The organism is Cellulomonas sp. PSBB021, from assembly GCF_002240455.1.
Classification (GTDB): Bacteria; Actinomycetota; Actinomycetes; order Actinomycetales; family Cellulomonadaceae; genus Cellulomonas; species Cellulomonas uda.
This window is the reverse complement of sequence record NZ_CP021430.1, coordinates 3,595,175-3,610,487: the sequence shown is the minus strand read 5'-3', so window position 1 is coordinate 3,610,487 and position 15,313 is coordinate 3,595,175. Positions and strand designations below refer to the sequence as shown.

At 73.0% G+C, this 15,313-nt stretch carries 15 protein-coding genes and 1 riboswitch; of the genes, 5 read left to right on the top strand and 10 right to left on the bottom strand.

Going from position 1 to position 15,313, the window contains the following annotated elements; translation table 11 throughout:
* Window positions 1-16 precede the first annotated feature (16 nt).
* Together CBP52_RS16575 and CBP52_RS16570 are read right to left on the bottom strand one after the other, a co-directional pair.
* A complete protein-coding gene (locus CBP52_RS16575) occupies window positions 17-772 on the bottom strand; it encodes a C40 family peptidase (RefSeq protein ID WP_094181889.1) in 756 nt (251 codons plus the stop codon).
* Between the two features lie 17 nt (window positions 773-789).
* Window positions 790-920: riboswitch (cyclic di-AMP (ydaO/yuaA leader) on the bottom strand.
* 337 nt (window positions 921-1,257) lie between these two features.
* Complete coding sequence (locus CBP52_RS16570; RefSeq protein WP_094181888.1) at window positions 1,258-1,950, bottom strand: metal-dependent transcriptional regulator; 693 nt, start codon at window positions 1,948-1,950, stop codon at window positions 1,258-1,260.
* Window positions 1,951-2,046: 96 nt separating this feature from the next.
* Between CBP52_RS16570 and serC the strand changes: the two genes are divergently transcribed.
* Window positions 2,047-3,195: a phosphoserine transaminase gene (gene serC, locus CBP52_RS16565; RefSeq protein WP_232514558.1), complete on the top strand. Its 1,149-nt coding sequence runs from the start codon at window positions 2,047-2,049 to the stop codon at window positions 3,193-3,195.
* Between the two features lie 75 nt (window positions 3,196-3,270).
* Here serC and CBP52_RS16560 read toward each other — a convergent pair whose 3' ends face one another.
* The 4 genes from CBP52_RS16560 to CBP52_RS16545 all read right to left on the bottom strand — a co-directional run bounded on the left by CBP52_RS16560 (window position 3,271) and on the right by CBP52_RS16545 (window position 7,472).
* The gene (locus CBP52_RS16560) at window positions 3,271-3,978 is read right to left on the bottom strand and encodes a peptidase (RefSeq protein WP_094181887.1); all 708 of its coding nucleotides are present in this window, start codon (window positions 3,976-3,978) and stop codon (window positions 3,271-3,273) included.
* Window positions 3,979-4,232: 254 nt separating this feature from the next.
* A complete protein-coding gene (locus CBP52_RS16555) occupies window positions 4,233-5,588 on the bottom strand; it encodes an MFS transporter (protein WP_094181886.1) in 1,356 nt (451 codons plus the stop codon).
* Window positions 5,585-6,010 (bottom strand): MarR family winged helix-turn-helix transcriptional regulator, encoded by a 426-nt coding sequence (locus CBP52_RS16550; protein WP_094182462.1) that lies wholly within the window; start codon window positions 6,008-6,010, stop codon window positions 5,585-5,587. The genes CBP52_RS16555 and CBP52_RS16550 overlap by 4 nt, the downstream gene beginning before the upstream one ends.
* A gap of 136 nt (window positions 6,011-6,146) precedes the next feature.
* Entirely contained in the window at window positions 6,147-7,472 is a 1,326-nt protein-coding gene (locus tag CBP52_RS16545) for a UDP-glucose/GDP-mannose dehydrogenase family protein (protein ID WP_094181885.1), read from the bottom strand.
* 68 nt (window positions 7,473-7,540) lie between these two features.
* Between CBP52_RS16545 and CBP52_RS16540 the strand changes: the two genes are divergently transcribed.
* Window positions 7,541-8,140 carry a VanZ family protein gene (locus CBP52_RS16540; RefSeq protein WP_094181884.1) on the top strand — a complete coding sequence of 200 codons (600 nt, stop codon included), beginning with the start codon at window positions 7,541-7,543 and terminating at the stop codon, window positions 8,138-8,140.
* Here the strand turns inward: CBP52_RS16540 and CBP52_RS16535 are convergent.
* Window positions 8,118-9,608, bottom strand: coding sequence for an NCS2 family permease (locus CBP52_RS16535; protein ID WP_094181883.1), 1,491 nt, complete (start codon window positions 9,606-9,608; stop codon window positions 8,118-8,120). The two genes, CBP52_RS16540 and CBP52_RS16535, sit on opposite strands and share 23 nt — an antisense overlap.
* Window positions 9,609-9,734: 126 nt before the next feature.
* Here CBP52_RS16535 and rfbA point away from each other — a divergent pair, with 126 nt between their 5' ends.
* The gene (gene rfbA, locus CBP52_RS16530) at window positions 9,735-10,595 is read left to right on the top strand and encodes a glucose-1-phosphate thymidylyltransferase RfbA (protein ID WP_094181882.1); all 861 of its coding nucleotides are present in this window, start codon (window positions 9,735-9,737) and stop codon (window positions 10,593-10,595) included.
* Between the two features lie 28 nt (window positions 10,596-10,623).
* On the opposite strand, the gene CBP52_RS16525 is transcribed toward rfbA, so the two are convergent.
* From CBP52_RS16525 to rfbD, 3 genes are all read right to left on the bottom strand, one after another.
* Window positions 10,624-12,306, bottom strand: coding sequence for an HNH endonuclease signature motif containing protein (locus CBP52_RS16525; RefSeq protein WP_094181881.1), 1,683 nt, complete (start codon window positions 12,304-12,306; stop codon window positions 10,624-10,626).
* A 72-nt stretch (window positions 12,307-12,378) separates the two neighbouring features.
* Window positions 12,379-13,005 (bottom strand): dTDP-4-dehydrorhamnose 3,5-epimerase family protein, encoded by a 627-nt coding sequence (locus tag CBP52_RS16520; protein WP_094181880.1) that lies wholly within the window; start codon window positions 13,003-13,005, stop codon window positions 12,379-12,381.
* Window positions 13,005-13,862 carry a dTDP-4-dehydrorhamnose reductase gene (gene rfbD / locus CBP52_RS16515; protein WP_094182461.1) on the bottom strand — a complete coding sequence of 286 codons (858 nt, stop codon included), beginning with the start codon at window positions 13,860-13,862 and terminating at the stop codon, window positions 13,005-13,007. The genes CBP52_RS16520 and rfbD overlap by 1 nt, the downstream gene beginning before the upstream one ends.
* Window positions 13,863-13,913: 51 nt before the next feature.
* Here rfbD and rfbB point away from each other — a divergent pair, with 51 nt between their 5' ends.
* A complete protein-coding gene (gene rfbB, locus CBP52_RS16510; RefSeq protein ID WP_094181879.1) occupies window positions 13,914-14,912 on the top strand; it encodes a dTDP-glucose 4,6-dehydratase in 999 nt (332 codons plus the stop codon).
* Window positions 14,913-14,968: 56 nt separating this feature from the next.
* Window positions 14,969-15,175: a DUF2530 domain-containing protein gene (locus CBP52_RS16505; protein WP_094181878.1), complete on the top strand. Its 207-nt coding sequence runs from the start codon at window positions 14,969-14,971 to the stop codon at window positions 15,173-15,175.
* The last annotated feature ends 138 nt before the right edge of the window (window positions 15,176-15,313 follow it).

Genomic DNA, 15,313 nt, shown 5'->3' with positions numbered 1-15,313 from the left:
TGACGTGCGGGGCTGCTCAGCCGATGCGGATGAAGATCGGCGAGCTCTGCCAGATGGAGCGGAACTGGATCGTCTTGCCCGGGCGGGGCGAGTCGATCTGCTGGTTGCCGCCCGCGTAGATCGCGACGTGGCCGGGGCTCCAGATGATGTCGCCCGGCTTGGCGTCGGCGCGCGAGACCACGGTGCCCGCGTAGCGCATGCCGCTCGAGGTGCGGGGCAGCGAGACGCCGAGCTGGCGGTACACGTACGAGATGAAGCCCGAGCAGTCGAAGCCGCTGGGGGTCGAGCCGCCCGAGACGTACGGGACGCCGACGTAGCGCGCGGCGATCTCGAGGACCGCGTTGCCCGAGACGCTCTGCGGCACCGGGTTGTTCGCGACGCGCTGCGACGAGCGCGAGGGCGACTTCGTGACCGTGCGGGTCTCGACGACCGGCGGGGCCTTGGGCTTGGGGATCGACACCTTGAGCGCGGGGGCGTCGATCGTCCACGCGGCGTCGGCCGGGGCGCTGACGACGGCCTCGGTCTCGAGCAGCGCGCGGGCGGAGGCGGTGAGCGCCTCGGTGTCGACGGCGGCGAGCGCGCCCACGGAGGCGTCGTCCGACGTCGCGGCCAGAGCGGGGGTCGCGCCGAGCATCGAGACGACGAGGCCGCCGGAGGCGGCGACGACGGCCGAACGGCGACCGACGGTACCCATCTGCTCTGATGCGACCGCGGCCAGCTCGGTCAGCGGCGTCGAGGGCCGGCGTGCGGCCCGGTGACGTGCATTCGTCATGCGTGGTCTCCTAGCGCCTGCGAGGTCAGCTGTCGGGTTCGGGTGGGAGATCACCCGGCCTCGCCGCGGACCGGAGTCTGCGACGGGGCTTCACCCCAAGGACGCCGTAGCGCCCGAATGTGGGTCCCCCGCCCCTGCCGGCGGTTCGTGCGGACCTCTCGCGGCGGCAGGGCTAGGCGTTCCGCTCGAGGGCTTCGCAGAGGAGGGGTTCCGTGAAGCAGGTCGAACGTACATGAGGCTCCCGGAGATTGTCACGTTCCGATCACGACGAATCTGCGGGAGATTGGACGAGCGCCCAGGAGGCGCTCACCAGGTGGGGACGAACGTCCAGGCCAGGGGCCGTGGGAGCGTGGGTCACGGGACGTGACGCAGGTCACCCGTTGGGCGGACGTCTCACGATCCGACCATTTCGGACGCATGACCACATCACGCGCAGGTCACGACGCCCCGTGACGGCCCCGTCACGGGTGTCGCGGTGGAGAGCCTCAGGCCCGTCCGACGAAGATGTGCCGCGCGACCTCGTCGGGCAGGTCGAGGACGACGTCCGCCCCCGGGACGCCCACGGTGACCACACCCGCGGCCTTCTCGACCGTGATCCGCGCACCCGGGACCACGCCCGCCGAGGCGAGCCGCGTCAGCAGCTCCACGTCGACCTGCAGCGGCTCGGCGATCCGCGCCACGACCGCGTTCCCGTCCGCCCCCGCGGTCGGCTGCGTGAGCGACTGGACGCCGTCGAGGAACGCGACCGGCGTCTGCTCCTCGCCGATCTCCGGCAGGCCCGGGATCGGGTTGCCGTACGGGTCGAAGTGCGGGTGGTCCAGCAGCGCCGCGAGGCGCTTCTCGACACGCTCGCTCATCACGTGCTCCCAGCGGCACGCCTCCTCGTGGACGTACGGCCACTCGAGCCCGACGACGTCGGTGAGCAGCCGCTCCGCGAGGCGGTGCTTGCGCATGACGCGCACGGCCTTGGCGTAGCCGAGCTCGGTGAGCTCGAGGTGCCGGTCCCCGGTCACGACGACGAGACCGTCGCGCTCCATGCGCGCGACCGTCTGCGAGACGGTCGGACCCGAGTGGCCGAGGCGCTCCGCGATCCGGGCGCGCAGGGGGGTGATGCCTTCCTCGGTGAGCTCGTAGACAGTCTTGAGGTACATCTCCGTCGTGTCGATCAGGTCGCTCACCGCGTTGCCTCCCAGGTCGCAACGGCCGCTGCGTCCTCGGCCGCAGTGACAGGGTAGTTGGTCCCACGGACGGTCCGACGGTTCTATCCTCGCGGGGTGCCCGAGAACACCGCCGCGAGCGGCGCGCCCACCGCCCTGACCATCCCCACGGACCTGCTGCCGCGCGACGGGCGGTTCGGGTCCGGGCCGTCGAAGATCCGCGCCGCGCAGGTCGAGGCGCTCGCGGCCTCGGGCTCCTCGCTCCTCGGCACGTCCCACCGGCAGGCGCCCGTGCGCCGGCTCGTCGGGCGAGTGCGCGCGGGCCTCGCCGAGCTGCTGTCGCTGCCGGACGGGTACGAGGTCGTCCTCGGCAACGGTGGCTCGACCCTGTTCTGGGACGTCGCGACGTCCTGCCTCGTCGAGCGGCGCGCGGCGCACGGCGTGTTCGGCGAGTTCGGCGCCAAGTTCGCGGCCGCGACGACGCGCGCACCGTTCCTCGACGAGCCCGTGGTGACGCGCGCCGCGCCCGGCTCGGTGGCCGTGCCCGCGCACGCGGACGTCGATGTGTACGCCTGGCCGCAGAACGAGACGTCCACGGGCGCCGTCGCACCGGTGCGCCGCGTCGAGCGCTCGCGCGAGCAGGGCGCGCTCGTCGTCGTCGACGCGACCTCGGCCGCCGGCGGCGTGCCCGTGGACGTCGCGCAGACCGACGCCTACTACTTCGCACCGCAGAAGTCGTTCGCGTCCGACGGCGGACTGTGGCTCGCCGCGCTGTCGCCCGCGGCCGTCGAGCGGGCCGAGCGGCTCGAGCGTGACCGCTGGGTGCCCGAGAGCCTGTCCCTCACCGCCGCGGTGACCAACTCGCGCCTCGACCAGACCCTCAACACCCCGGCCATCGCGACGCTCCTGCTGCTCGCCGAGCAGGTCGACTGGATGCTCGCGGGCGGCGGGCTGGACTTCACGACGAGCCGCAGCGCGACCTCGTCGGGGCACGTGTACGCCTGGGCCGAGGCCCGCGACTGGGCGACCCCGTTCGTCGAGGACCCCGCGGTGCGCTCCCCCGTCGTCGCGACCGTGGACTTCGCACCCGAGGTCGAGGCGGCGACGATCGCGAAGGCGCTGCGCGCGCACGGGGTCGTCGACGTCGAGCCCTACCGCAAGCTCGGCCGCAACCAGCTGCGCATCGCCACCTACCCCGCGGTGGACCCGGACGACGTGCTCGCGCTCACCGCGTGCATCGACCACCTGGTCGACCAGCTCGTCTGAGCCCCCCGGTACGACGAAGGTCGCCGACCCCCTCGTGGTCGGCGACCTTCGTCGTCGTGCGGGACGTGCCCCGCGTCAGGGCTGCTGCACCCGGCGGCGGTGACGCATCGTCGCGGCGAGCGCGGCCGCGCCGGCCAGCACCAGGCCGCCGCCGACGAGCGCCACGGGCAGCGCGTTGGAGCCGGTCGCGGACAGCACCGCGGACGGCACCGGCGGCTCCGCGGCGAGCACCGAGCTGCCCGGAGGGTTCGTCAGGCACTGCGGGCTCGACGGCGGGTACGCCACGGTCACGGTCGCCTCGGGGTTGACCTGGAACTTCACCTGCACGGACGGCCGCACCCAGTCGAACTCGTCACCCTCGACCCAGGTGCCGTCCGCGAGCTGACGCCAGCCGGGCCAGTCGACGCCCACGCCGTTCTTCTCGACCGCGCCCGGCCACAGCACCGTGCCGGACAGCGGCAGGTCGGACTGGACGACGTCCGCGCCGCTCGGGTTGACCCACGTGATCGTGACGGTCGTGTTGGGCGAGCCGATCGCCTCGACCGCGTACCGGAGCTTCGGCACGTCGTTGTCGCAGATCGGGCTCTTGGTCACCACGCGCAGCTCGCACGGCAGCGGGGGCGAGTAGTCGCCCTCCCCGTCGGCGACCGCGGCGCCCTCGTCGACGAGGCAGCCGTGGCCGGGCGACGGCGAGGGGTCGGTGACCGCGGAGGCCATGGACGGCGCGCCCACGACGAGCCCGGCGATCAGGAGTGCGAGAAAGCTCCGCAGGAACGTGCGCATGAGGACGACCCACCGTCTGGAGAGTTCGGACGATTCGTACATTTCGGGACCATCCTCGCGCCCGGACGGCGCTGCTCCTAGCCGCAGATCGGGTGATTTCCCACGGGCTCCCATACCTGCGGCCCGTTTCGGACCCCGCCTCGGACCCCGTCCGCGCAACCAGTTGCCCCCGTCACCGACGCGCGCTCCCCGCCCCGACGAGCCGCCCCGCGAGGAACCCGAGTGGCTGCGAGGTACCGCGGGGGCGCCGGGGGTCAGGCGGCGGTGGCCTCGTCGGAGGCGTCCTGGGCGGCCGAGCGCTCGGCGCCCGCGACGCGCGCCCGCTCGTCGGGCACGCGTGCGGCCACACCCGACCCGTCGCGGTGCACGACCTCCAGGTGCGGGCGGTGCAGGTGGTAGCGGACCTCGACGTCCCACGCCCTGCGCGCCCAGAGCGCGGCGCCCGTGGAGACCAGCAGCGCCGTGATCGAGCCGATGCCGATCGACCACCGCGCGCCGAACGTCTCCCCGATCCAGCCCACCACCGGCGACCCGATGGGCGTCGCGCCGAGGAACACCATCATGTAGAGCGCCATGACGCGCCCGCGCATCGCGGGCTCCGTGCTCATCTGGATGGTCGCGTTGGCGGCGGTCATCATCGTGAGCGACGCGAGCCCCACGGGGATGCACGCGATCGCGAAGGACAGGTACGTCGGCATGAGCGCCATGACGCCGGTCGTGACGCCGAACGCGAACGCGGACCCGATCACGAGGCGCACGCGCGGCCGCTCGCGCCGCGCGGCGAGCAGCGCGCCGGTGAGCGAGCCGATCGCGAGGACCGAGCCGAGGATCCCGTACTCCCCCGCACCCTTGCCGAACTCGGTGCGCGCCATGAGCGCGCTCGTCAGCTGGAAGTTGAGGCCGAAGGTCGAGACCACGCCGACGACGACCATGATCACGACGATGTCGGTGCGTCGCCGCACGTAGCGCAGCCCGGCACGGATCTGTCCCTTGCGGCCGCGCGGCGCGGTGGGCATGGCGTGCAGCTCGCCCAGCCGCATGCCGGTGAGCGCGAGGATCGTCGCGGCGAACGAGACCGCGTTGATGATGAACACCCACCCGGTGCCGACCCACGCGATGAGCAGGCCGGCGAGGCCGGGCCCGATGAGGCGGGCCGCGTTGAACGACGCGGAGTTGAGGCCCACCGCGTTGGACAGCTTGTCCGCGGGGACGAGCTGCCCGACGAACGTCTGGCGGACCGGGCCGTCGATCGCCGACACGCAGCCGAGCAGGCCGGCGAACACGTAGACGTGCCACAGCTGCGCGTTGCCGGAGAGCACGAGCACGCCGAGCGCGGCGGCGAGGACGCCCTGGCCGATCTGCGTCGCGACGAGGAGCTTGCGCCGGTCGACGCGGTCCGCGAGCAGCCCGGCCCACGCCGAGAGGAACAGGGTGGGCGCGAACTGCAGCGCGGTGGTGATGCCGACCGCGACGCCGGACTCGTCGGACAGGTCGGTGAGGACCAGCCAGTCCTGGGCGACGCGCTGCATCCACGTGCCGATGTTCGCGACGAGCGCGCCGGCGAACCACAGCCGGTAGTTGAAGAACCTCAGGGAGTCGAACGTGCTCATGCCTCGGCGATCCTCCGCAGCAGCTCGGTCGCCTCGTCGAGGCGGCGGCGCTCGTCGGGCGTCATGGCCTCCAGCTGCGCCTCGAGCCACGCCGACCGCTTGCGCCGGGTCTCGGTGACCTCGGTGCGACCGGCGTCGGTCAGGCTCACGACGACGACACGGCCGTCCGTGGGGTGCGCGTCCTTGGCGACGAGGCCGGCCTCGGCGAGGCAGTTGACCGTGCGGGTCATGGACGGGGGCTGGATGCGCTCGAGGTCGGCGAGCTGGCCCGGCGTGAGCGGGCCGCGCTTCTCGAGGTGGACGAGCACGGAGTACTGCGGGTCGGACAGGTCGGCGGAGCCGCGCTCGGCGCGGATCCGACGGGCGGCCATGATCACGGTGCGGCGCAGCTCCGAGGCGAGGGCGTGGGCGTCGGAGGGCATGGTCGTGAGCATAACTCATTACCTGTAGTAATGACTCTGGGAAAAGGCCGTTCCGCGCCTCACACACGACGACGCCGCCCGCCCCCACCAGGGGACGAGCGGCGTCGTGAGTCCGTGCGGCGCGTACGCCGCCGGGTCAGGGGCGACCCAGCGCCCGGTACGTCCAGCCCGCGGCACGCCAGCGCGCCGGGTCGAGCACGTTGCGGCCGTCCAGGATGTGCCGCCCCGCGACGACGCCCGCGAGCGCGTCGGGGTCGAGCTCCCGGTACTGCGCCCACTCCGTGCCGAGCAGCACCACGTCCGCGTCCCGCACCGCGTCGAGCACGTCGTCGGCGTAGTGCAGGTCCGGGCGAGCGGCCCGCGCGTTCTCGATGCCCTGCGGGTCCGTCACGACGACGTGCGCACCCGCCTTGTCGAGCATGTCCGCCACCGCGAGCGCCGGCGAGTCCCGGATGTCGTCGGAGTTCGGCTTGAACGTCGCACCCAGCACCGCGACCCGCTTGCCGACGAGCGTGCCCTCGCACACCTCGCGCGCGAGCTCGACCATGCGCTCGCGACGCCGGCCGTTGATCGAGTCCACCTCACGCAGGAACGTCAGCGCCTGGTCGACCCCCAGCTCGCCGGCCCGCGCCATGAACGCCCGGATGTCCTTGGGCAGGCACCCGCCGCCGAAGCCGAGGCCCGCGTTGAGGAACTTGCGACCGATGCGCACGTCGTAGCCGATCGCGTCCGCGAGCTGCGTGACGTCACCGCCGGTCGCCTCGCACAGCTCGGCCATCGCGTTGATGAACGAGATCTTCGTCGCGAGGAACGAGTTCGCCGCGACCTTCACGAGCTGCGCCGTCGGGTAGTCCGTCACGACGAGCGGCGTGCCGTCCGACAGCGGCGTCGCGTACACCTCGTCGAGCAGCGCCTTCGCCGCCTCGCCCGCGGCGGTCACGACGCCCGCCTCGTCGGTCGGCAGGCCGTACACGAACCGGTCCGGGTGCAGCGTGTCCTCGACCGCGAAGCCCTCACGCAGGAACTCCGGGTTCCAGATGAGCGTCGCGCCCGTGGGCGCGATCTGCTCCGCGAGCCGCTCCGCCGTGCCCACCGGCACGGTCGACTTGCCGACGACGACGTCGCCCGGCTGCAGGTACGGCAGCAGCGACGTGACCGACGCGTCGACGTAGCGCATGTCCGCGCGGAACTCGCCCTTCATCTGCGGGGTACCCACGCACACGAAGTGCACGCGCGCACCCGCGACCGCGGCGATGTCCGTGGAGAACGTCAGCCCGCCCGCGGCACCGGCCTCGAGCAGCAGCTCGGGCAGCCCCGGTTCGAAGAACGGCGCACGCCCCGCGCGCAGCGCGTCGATCTTGCGCTCGTCGACGTCGATCCCGACGACCTCGTGGCCGAGAGACGCCATGGCCGCGGCGTGCACCGCGCCCAGATACCCACAACCGATCACGCTGATGCGCACGACTTGCACTCCTGTTCCGAGGACGGTCTCACGAGGGTACCGGCCGCGTCCGGCCTACCCTCACACCCGTGGTCCCACCCGACTCGTCCGGCTCGCCCGGTCCCGGCCGCGCCTCGCGCACGCACCGCGCGGTGCTTCTCGGCGCCCTCGCGTGCTGGGCGGCCGCCGTCGCGGTCGTCACCCTGCGACCCGCGGACGACCTCGACGACGAGCTCGGGGTGGTCCGGGACGTCTGCGCGTGGCTCGTCGCGCACGGGGTCCCGCTGTCGTTCGAGGTCGCCGAGGCGGTCGCGAACGTCGTGATGTTCGTGCCGCTCGGGGTGCTGCTCACGCTCCTCGTCGGCGACGCCACGACCCGCACACCGCGCCCGCTCCGACGCGCGCCCGTGCGGGTGGTCCTGCTGAGCACCGGCGTCGGGCTCGTCCTGTCGAGCGCGATCGAGCTCGCACAGCGCACCTGGCTGCCCTCGCGCGTCCCGACCGTCCAGGACGTCGTCATGAACACCCTCGGCGCGCTCGTCGGCGCCCTCGCCGTCGTCCTGCTCGACGCGCGCCGACGCGCGCGGCCGCACCCCCGCCGCCGACGCCGACGGGCCGGCTCCCCCGCAGGAGAACCGGCCCGTCGCCGAGACGTGCGACCCGAGGTCAGATCCCGAGCGCGTCCTTGATGGGACCGAGCACGAAGTACAGGACGAACAGCACCGCGGCACCCCACATGAGCGGGTGCACCTGGCGCCACTTGCCGAGCGCCGCCTTGATGACGACGAACGTGATGACACCCGCGCCCATCCCCGCCGTGATCGAGTACGCGAACGGCATGACGACGATCGTGAGGAACGCGGGGATCGCGATCTCGTAGTTCTTCCAGTCGATGCCGGACACCTGCATGACCATGAGGAAGCCGACGACGACCAGCGCCGGCGTGGCCGCCTCGAACGGCACCATGTCGACCAGCGGCGACAGGAACGTCGCGAGCAGGAACGCCACACCCGTCGTCACCGCGGCGAGACCCGTGCGCGCGCCGTCGCCGACACCCGCGGCCGACTCGACGTAGCTCGTGTTCGACGAGACGCTCGCGGCACCACCGGCCGCCGCGGCGATCGAGTCGACGATGAGGATCTGCTTGGTGCGCGGCGGGTTGCCGTCCTCGTCGAGCAGCCCGGCCTCGTCACCGATCGCGACCATCGTGCCCATGGTGTCGAAGAAGTCCGCGAGGAGCAGCGAGAAGACCAGCAGGATCACGGCGAGCAGGCCGATCTTCTCGATCGACCCGAACAGCGAGAACTGACCGAGGAGCGAGAAGTCCGGCGTCTGGACCAGACCGTCCTCCGGGATCGCCGGCGAGTTGAGCCGCCAGCCCGTCGGGTTCTCCGCGTCGCCCTTGCCGATGTCCGCGACGGCCTCGAGGACCACGGCCAGGACCGTCGAGCCGAGGATCGCGATGAGGATCGCACCCTTGACCTTGCGGACCATGAGGACGATCGCGAGCAGCAGGCCGAACGCGAAGACCAGGAGCGGCCAGCTCGAGAGCGAACCGCCGATGCCCAGCTCGGTCGGCGTCGCGAGGCTCGCCGGGATGCGGACGAAGCCCGAGTCGACAAGGCCGATGAACGCGATGAACAGGCCGATGCCGACGGAGATCGCGGTCTTGAGCTCACGCGGGACGGCGCGGAACACCGCCTCACGGAAGCCGGTGAGGACCAGCGCCAGGATGATGAGGCCCTCGAGCACGACGATGCCCATCGCGTCGGCCCAGGTCATGCCCGGCAGCGCGGCGATCGAGAACGCGACGACGGCGTTCAGGCCGAGCCCGGCCGCGAGCGCCAGCGGGAAGTTCGCGACCACACCCATGAGGATCGAGAGCACACCGGCGACGAGCGCGGTGGTCGCGGCGATCGCCGTGAGGTTCGGCTCGTTGCCGCCGCCGAGGAAGTTGCCCTCGAAGCCGTTGTCCTGGACCGTGCCGATGATCAACGGGTTGAGGACGATGATGTAGGCCATCGTGAAGAACGTGACGAGACCGCCGCGGATCTCGGTGCCGATCGTGGAGCCACGCTCGGAGATCTTGAAGTAGCGGTCGATGGCGTTCTTGGGGGGAAGGACGCGGACGTCAGCCGCGGGAGGGGTCGAAGCCATGCGCGAAGTGTGGCAGAAGCATGTTTCTCCCGTGGACACTTCGTGTCACATGGTGGGCCGCGCCACCGGCCCTCTCATCGTCGCCTGCTGGACGTGCCGCGTCGGGTGATCGGACATACTCAGGGGATGCGCGGCATCATCCTCGCGGGCGGCTCGGGAACCCGGCTGCACCCGATCACGCTCGGCGTCAGCAAGCAGCTCGTCCCCGTGTGGGACAAGCCGATGATCTACTACCCGCTCTCGACGCTGATGCTCGCCGGCATCCGCGACGTGCTGGTCATCACGACCCCGCACGACGCGGACCAGTTCCACCGCCTGCTGGGCGACGGCAGCCAGTTCGGCATCTCGATCTCGTACGCGGTGCAGGCGGAGCCGAACGGGCTCGCGCAGGCGTTCGTGATCGGCGCGGACTTCGTGGGCGACGAGAAGGTCGCGCTCGTGCTGGGCGACAACATCTTCTACGGCACCGGACTGGGCGACCAGCTGCTGCGGTTCTCCGACGTGGACGGCGCCGCGGTGTTCGCCTACCGGGTCGCCGACCCCACCGCGTACGGCGTCGTGGAGTTCGACGACGCGGGCCGCGCGCTGTCGATCGAGGAGAAGCCGGCCCGCCCCCGCTCGTCGTACGCGATCCCGGGCCTCTACTTCTACGACAACGACGTGGTCGCGATCGCCCGGGACCTCGAGCCCTCGGCGCGCGGCGAGTACGAGATCACCGACGTGAACCGCATCTACCTCGAGCGCGGCGCCCTGCAGGTCTCGGTCCTCCCCCGCGGCACCGCGTGGCTCGACACCGGCACGTTCGAGTCGCTGCTCGATGCGAGCGACTACGTCCGCGCGATCGAGCACCGCCAGGGCCTCAAGATCGGCGCTCCCGAGGAGGTCGCCTGGCGCCGAGGATTCCTCGACGACGAGAGCCTGCGTTCGCGCGCCGCCGCGCTCGGCAAGTCCGGTTACGGCGCCTACCTCCTGAGCCTCCTCGACTGACCGGCACCACCGTCCCACCGCCCCGGCATCACACGCGGAGCGGCACCGACGGCCTTGGTGGGTCCAACTGGCCCGGTGGGCGCGGCGGGCGTGGTGGGCGTGGTGGGGAGTTGCGGGGTCGGCCGGTCCGGTCGCTGAACGTGTAGCGGGCGCGCGTCGGCGTGCCCGGCCGTTCCGCCGACTCGGCTCGCCCCTGCCGCCCGACGGGCTCGCGGACCACCGTGAGGTCGAGCCGGTGCACCTCGTGGTGGTGGAAGTCGCACAGCAGCAGGGCGTTCGCGAGGTCCGAGCGTCCACCGTCCCGGTGCCACCACGCGATGTGGTGCACCTGGCAGTACGCGGGCGCGACCGAGCAGCCGTTCCACGCGCACACCTGGTCCCGCACGACGACCGCTCGCCGCTGCGCCGGGGTGAACATCCGGCGGGTCCGCCCGACGTCGAGCGGCACTCCCCGCTCGTCCATCACGACGCGCGTCATGGCACAGTCGCACAGGGCAGCCGCGAGCTCGTGCGACGAGACCACCGTCCCGTCCTCGGCACGGGCGGGCTCGACCCGCCGCTCGGCCGCGGCCGCGGGCTCCACGCGCCCCTCGGCCGCAGCGCCGCGGCGCGCGCCGTCAGCCCCGCACGCCTCCGCGCCCACCTCGACCGCGCCCCGGCGGCGCGCCTGCTCCCGCACCGCGTGCCACGTCGCGGCCGGCACGACCAGGCTCACGTGCGGCACGACCCCCGGTGTCACGACCTGAGCGCCGTCCGGCACGTCCTCACGCCCACCAGCCGCGCCGGGCGCACCGGGCGCACCGGGCGCGGCATACCCACCAGACACGGCGGGCGCACCGGGCGCGCCGGGCGCCGCGTCGAGCGCCGGTGCGGCGAGCGATGTCGACGCACCCAGCGCGTGGCGCGCGAGGGCGGTGAGCGCGTCCGCACGCGCCTGCTCGGGAGCGCGGTCGTCGTCGGGCCGGTGGCCCGTGGCGTCGAGCGCCGCCTGCAGCGCGCGGCCGGCGAGCGGGTCGAGCCGACCGCGCAGGAACGTGCCGTCCGCGGCATGCGTCAGGTGCAGGAACCGCGCGCGGCGGGAGGCCTCCCGCGCGTCGTCGGCGCCCTGCTGGTCGTGCGTGGCGGCGAGCACCGCGAGGTCACGAGCGAACTGCCGCGCGTCCGCCCCGTGGGCGAGCTCGACCACGCGGCGCTGCCCCTCGGACGAGGTCAGGAACTCGTCGACCTGCGAGGACGCGGTGTCGAGCACACGGGCGAGCGCGTCGACGTGCGGCTCGAGCATGCGCCGCTCGTGGACCGCGTCACGGACGCCGTCCAGGCGGGTGAGGGCGTGCGCCGCACGTACCTGACGGTCCGCCTGACCACGCGTCCCGGCGATGGCCTGCGCGCGCTGGTCGGCGAACTCCCGCTCGGCCCCCACGCGCGCGGCGGCGCGCTGCTGCGCGACCAGCACGGGCGCACGCACGCTGCTGACGAGCCCCGGCACCCTGTCGAGCGCCCCGAGGACCCGCGCCCGCTCGGCGCCAGTCCACCCCGCGGCGTCCCGCGTCGCGGTGGCGAGGGCCACCAGCTCCTCGACCACCGCCCCGAGCCGGTGGGCCACCTCGGCCCCACCGCGCGCCACCGCGGAGCCCACGGCCGACCCGGCAACCGATCGAGCGCCCGATCCCACGACCGCGAGCGCCCCCTCGTCGCGCGGCGTCTCGAACATGTGTTCGATTCTACGCAACCAGTGCGATCCCGACAACCCCCGACGACCACCGAGGGCGCGACCCGGGAACGCCTACCGCGCGTCCGGCCCCGACGTCGCCACGAACGCCCGCACGTCGTCGGCCGCCGGCAGCAGCCCACCCGCGCGCGCCTCCTCCAGCGTGGGTGCGGCGGCGTCCTTCTCGGACAGCACGTACTCCAGCGGCGACCCGTCGCGCCCCACGGTCGGCCAGGAGATCCCGATGGCCGGGTCGAGCGGGTGCACGCCGTGCTCACCGGTCGGGTTGTAGGGCGCGGAGCACAGGTACGCGACGGTCGAGCCGTCCTCGAGGGAGCAGAACGCGTGCCCGAGCCCCTCGGAGATCAGCACGGCCTCGCGCGTCTCGTCGTCGAGGAGGACGGCGTCCCACGCACCGTAGGTGGGCGACCCGACGCGGATGTCGACCACCACGTCGAGCACCGCGCCGCGCACGCACGTCACGTACTTGGCCTGGCCGGGCGGCACGTCGGCGAAGTGGACGCCGCGCAGCACGCCCGCGGCGGAGACGGAGAGGTTCGCCTGGCGCAGGTCGAACCGTCGCCCGGTGACCTGCTCGAGCTCGTCGGCCCGGAACCACTCGAGGAACGCCCCCCGCGCGTCGCCGAACACGCGCTGCGTGACGCGCCACGCACCCTCGACGGCCAGCGGTTCCATGCCCATCAGCTCTCCTCCTGCCCCAGGACGGCCGCGGCGGCCGCCTCCCACCGTCCGCGCCAGTCGCCGATCGGCGTGACGCCCGCGGCCTGCAGCCCGCGGTGCCCGAGGACGGAGTACGCGGGCCGCGGTGCGGGTCGCACGAATTTCTCGGACGTGGTGGGCGCGACGATCGCGGGGTCGAGGCCAGCGGCGGCGACGACGGCCTGCGCGAACCCGAACCACGTCGTCTCGCCCGACGAGGTCGCGTGGTACGTCCCGCGCGGGGCGCCGGCGGCGACGAGCCGCGCGACGACGTCGGCGACGTCGACCGTCCAGGTCGGCTGGCCGCGCTGGTCGTCGACGACGTCGAGCGCGCCGCACTCCCGGGCGACGCGTGCGATCGTGCGGGGGAAGCACGAGCCGTGCGCGCCGTAGAGCCACGCGGTGCGCACGACGAGGTGGTCGCCCCCGGACGCGGCGACGGCCCACTCGCCGGCGGCCTTGGTGCGGCCGTACGCGCCGCGGGGCGCCTGCGGCGCGTCCTCGTCGTACGGGGTGCTCGCCCGGCCGTCGAAGACGTAGTCGGTGGAGATCTGCACGAGGCGCACACCCGCGGACGCGGCGGCGCGCGCGAGCGTGGCGGGCCCGACGGCGTTCGTCGTGAAGGCCTCGGCCTCGTGCGTCTCGGCGTCGTCGACGGCGGTGTAGGCGGCGCAGTTCACGACGACGTCGGCGCCGACGAGGGCGTCGGCGCACGCCTGCGGAGACGTGATGTCGAGCCCCGCACGGTCGAGCTCGACGACGTCGTCGTCGCCCTGGCGCAGCCGCGCGACGACGTCCCGCCCGAGCATTCCCGCGGCCCCCACCACGACCCAGCGCACGCGCACCCCCCTTGTCGACCCGTGCACTCTATGCGTTGCTACGCTCGAAACATGCGTCTTCTCGTCACCGGCGGCGCCGGGTTCATCGGGGCCAACTTCGTGCACCAGAGCGTCGCCGAGCACCCCGAGGTCGAGGTCACGGTGCTGGACAAGCTCACGTACGCGGGCAACCGGTCGTCGCTCGCGGGCCTGGGTGACGCGGTGACGCTGGTCGAGGGAGACGTCGCGGACGGCGCGCTGGTGGACCGGCTGGTGGCCGAGGCGGACGCAGTCGTGCACTTCGCGGCCGAGTCGCACAACGACAACTCCCTGGCGGACCCGTGGCCGTTCGTCCAGACGAACCTCATCGGCACGTACGCGCTGCTGGAGGCCGTCCGCAAGCACGACGTGCGCTACCACCACGTCTCGACCGACGAGGTCTACGGCGACCTCGAGCTCGACGACCCGCAGCGCTTCACGGAGCGGACGCCGTACAACCCTTCGTCGCCGTACTCGTCGACGAAGGCCGGCTCGGACCTGCTGGTGCGCGCGTGGGTGCGCTCGTTCGGGGTGCGGGCGACCATCTCGAACTGCTCGAACAACTACGGCCCGTTCCAGCACGTCGAGAAGTTCATCCCCCGCCAGGTCACGAACCTGATCGACGGCGTGCGGCCCAAGCTCTACGGAGCGGGCGCGAACGTGCGTGACTGGATCCACGTGGAGGACCACAACGCCGCGGTGTGGCGCGTCCTGGCCGACGGTCGGATCGGGCAGACGTACCTGATCGGCGCGGACGGCGAGCGCAGCAACCTCGAGGTGGTGCGCACGCTGCTGGAGATCTTCGGCCGGGACGCCGACGACTTCGACCACGTGAGCGACCGCCCGGGCCACGACCTGCGCTACGCGATCGACTCGACGCTGCTGCGCACGGAGCTGGACTGGTCGCCGCGGTACACGGACTTCCGCTCGGGCCTCGAGGCGACGGTGGCGTGGTACCGCGAGCACGAGGACTGGTGGCGTCCCGCGAAGGCCCGCGTGGAGGCCGCGTACGCGGTGACGGGCCAGGCCTGACACCCCGTCCGACGAGCGTGCCCGGGCACCCGGCGGCGACCGCATAGGCTGCGGGCGTGCCGATCGACCAGCCGCCCCCGCCTCCCGTGGAGGTCGACCTCGCGCGCGTGACCGTGGTCGGCTCGGCGCTGTGGCTGCTCGCGCTCGTCGTGACCGTGGTGCTCGCGCTCGTCGGGACCACGGGGTGGACGCCGGTGGCGGTGTGCGCGACGGGTCTCGCGCTCGGCGGCCTCGGGTACCGGTGGGCCGCGCGTCGACGCTGAGGCTCATGCCGGTGCGCTCGCGTGCCGATAGGTCCCCTAGCGACATCTTTGTCCGTTCGCGGCACCCTCCGACGAGGGTGCCCTCGCTGGTCCACGACCGGCGCACCGCGGCCACCGACGGCTCCGACGCTCGCGTCC

Bases quoted from the DNA above. Each gene is read 5' to 3' on its own strand.
- CBP52_RS16575 (WP_094181889.1), bottom strand. From the start codon at position 772: ATGACGAATGCACGTCACCGGGCCGCACGCCGGCCCTCGACGCCGCTG.
- CBP52_RS16560 (WP_094181887.1), bottom strand. From the start codon at position 3,978: ATGCGCACGTTCCTGCGGAGCTTTCTCGCACTCCTGATCGCCGGGCTC.
- CBP52_RS16555 (WP_094181886.1), bottom strand. From the start codon at position 5,588: ATGAGCACGTTCGACTCCCTGAGGTTCTTCAACTACCGGCTGTGGTTC.
- CBP52_RS16550 (WP_094182462.1), bottom strand. From the start codon at position 6,010: ATGCCCTCCGACGCCCACGCCCTCGCCTCGGAGCTGCGCCGCACCGTG.
- CBP52_RS16535 (WP_094181883.1), bottom strand. From the start codon at position 9,608: ATGGCTTCGACCCCTCCCGCGGCTGACGTCCGCGTCCTTCCCCCCAAG.
- rfbA (WP_094181882.1), top strand. From the start codon at position 9,735: ATGCGCGGCATCATCCTCGCGGGCGGCTCGGGAACCCGGCTGCACCCG.
- CBP52_RS16525 (WP_094181881.1), bottom strand. From the start codon at position 12,306: ATGTTCGAGACGCCGCGCGACGAGGGGGCGCTCGCGGTCGTGGGATCG.
- CBP52_RS16520 (WP_094181880.1), bottom strand. From the start codon at position 13,005: ATGGGCATGGAACCGCTGGCCGTCGAGGGTGCGTGGCGCGTCACGCAG.
- rfbB (WP_094181879.1), top strand. From the start codon at position 13,914: ATGCGTCTTCTCGTCACCGGCGGCGCCGGGTTCATCGGGGCCAACTTC.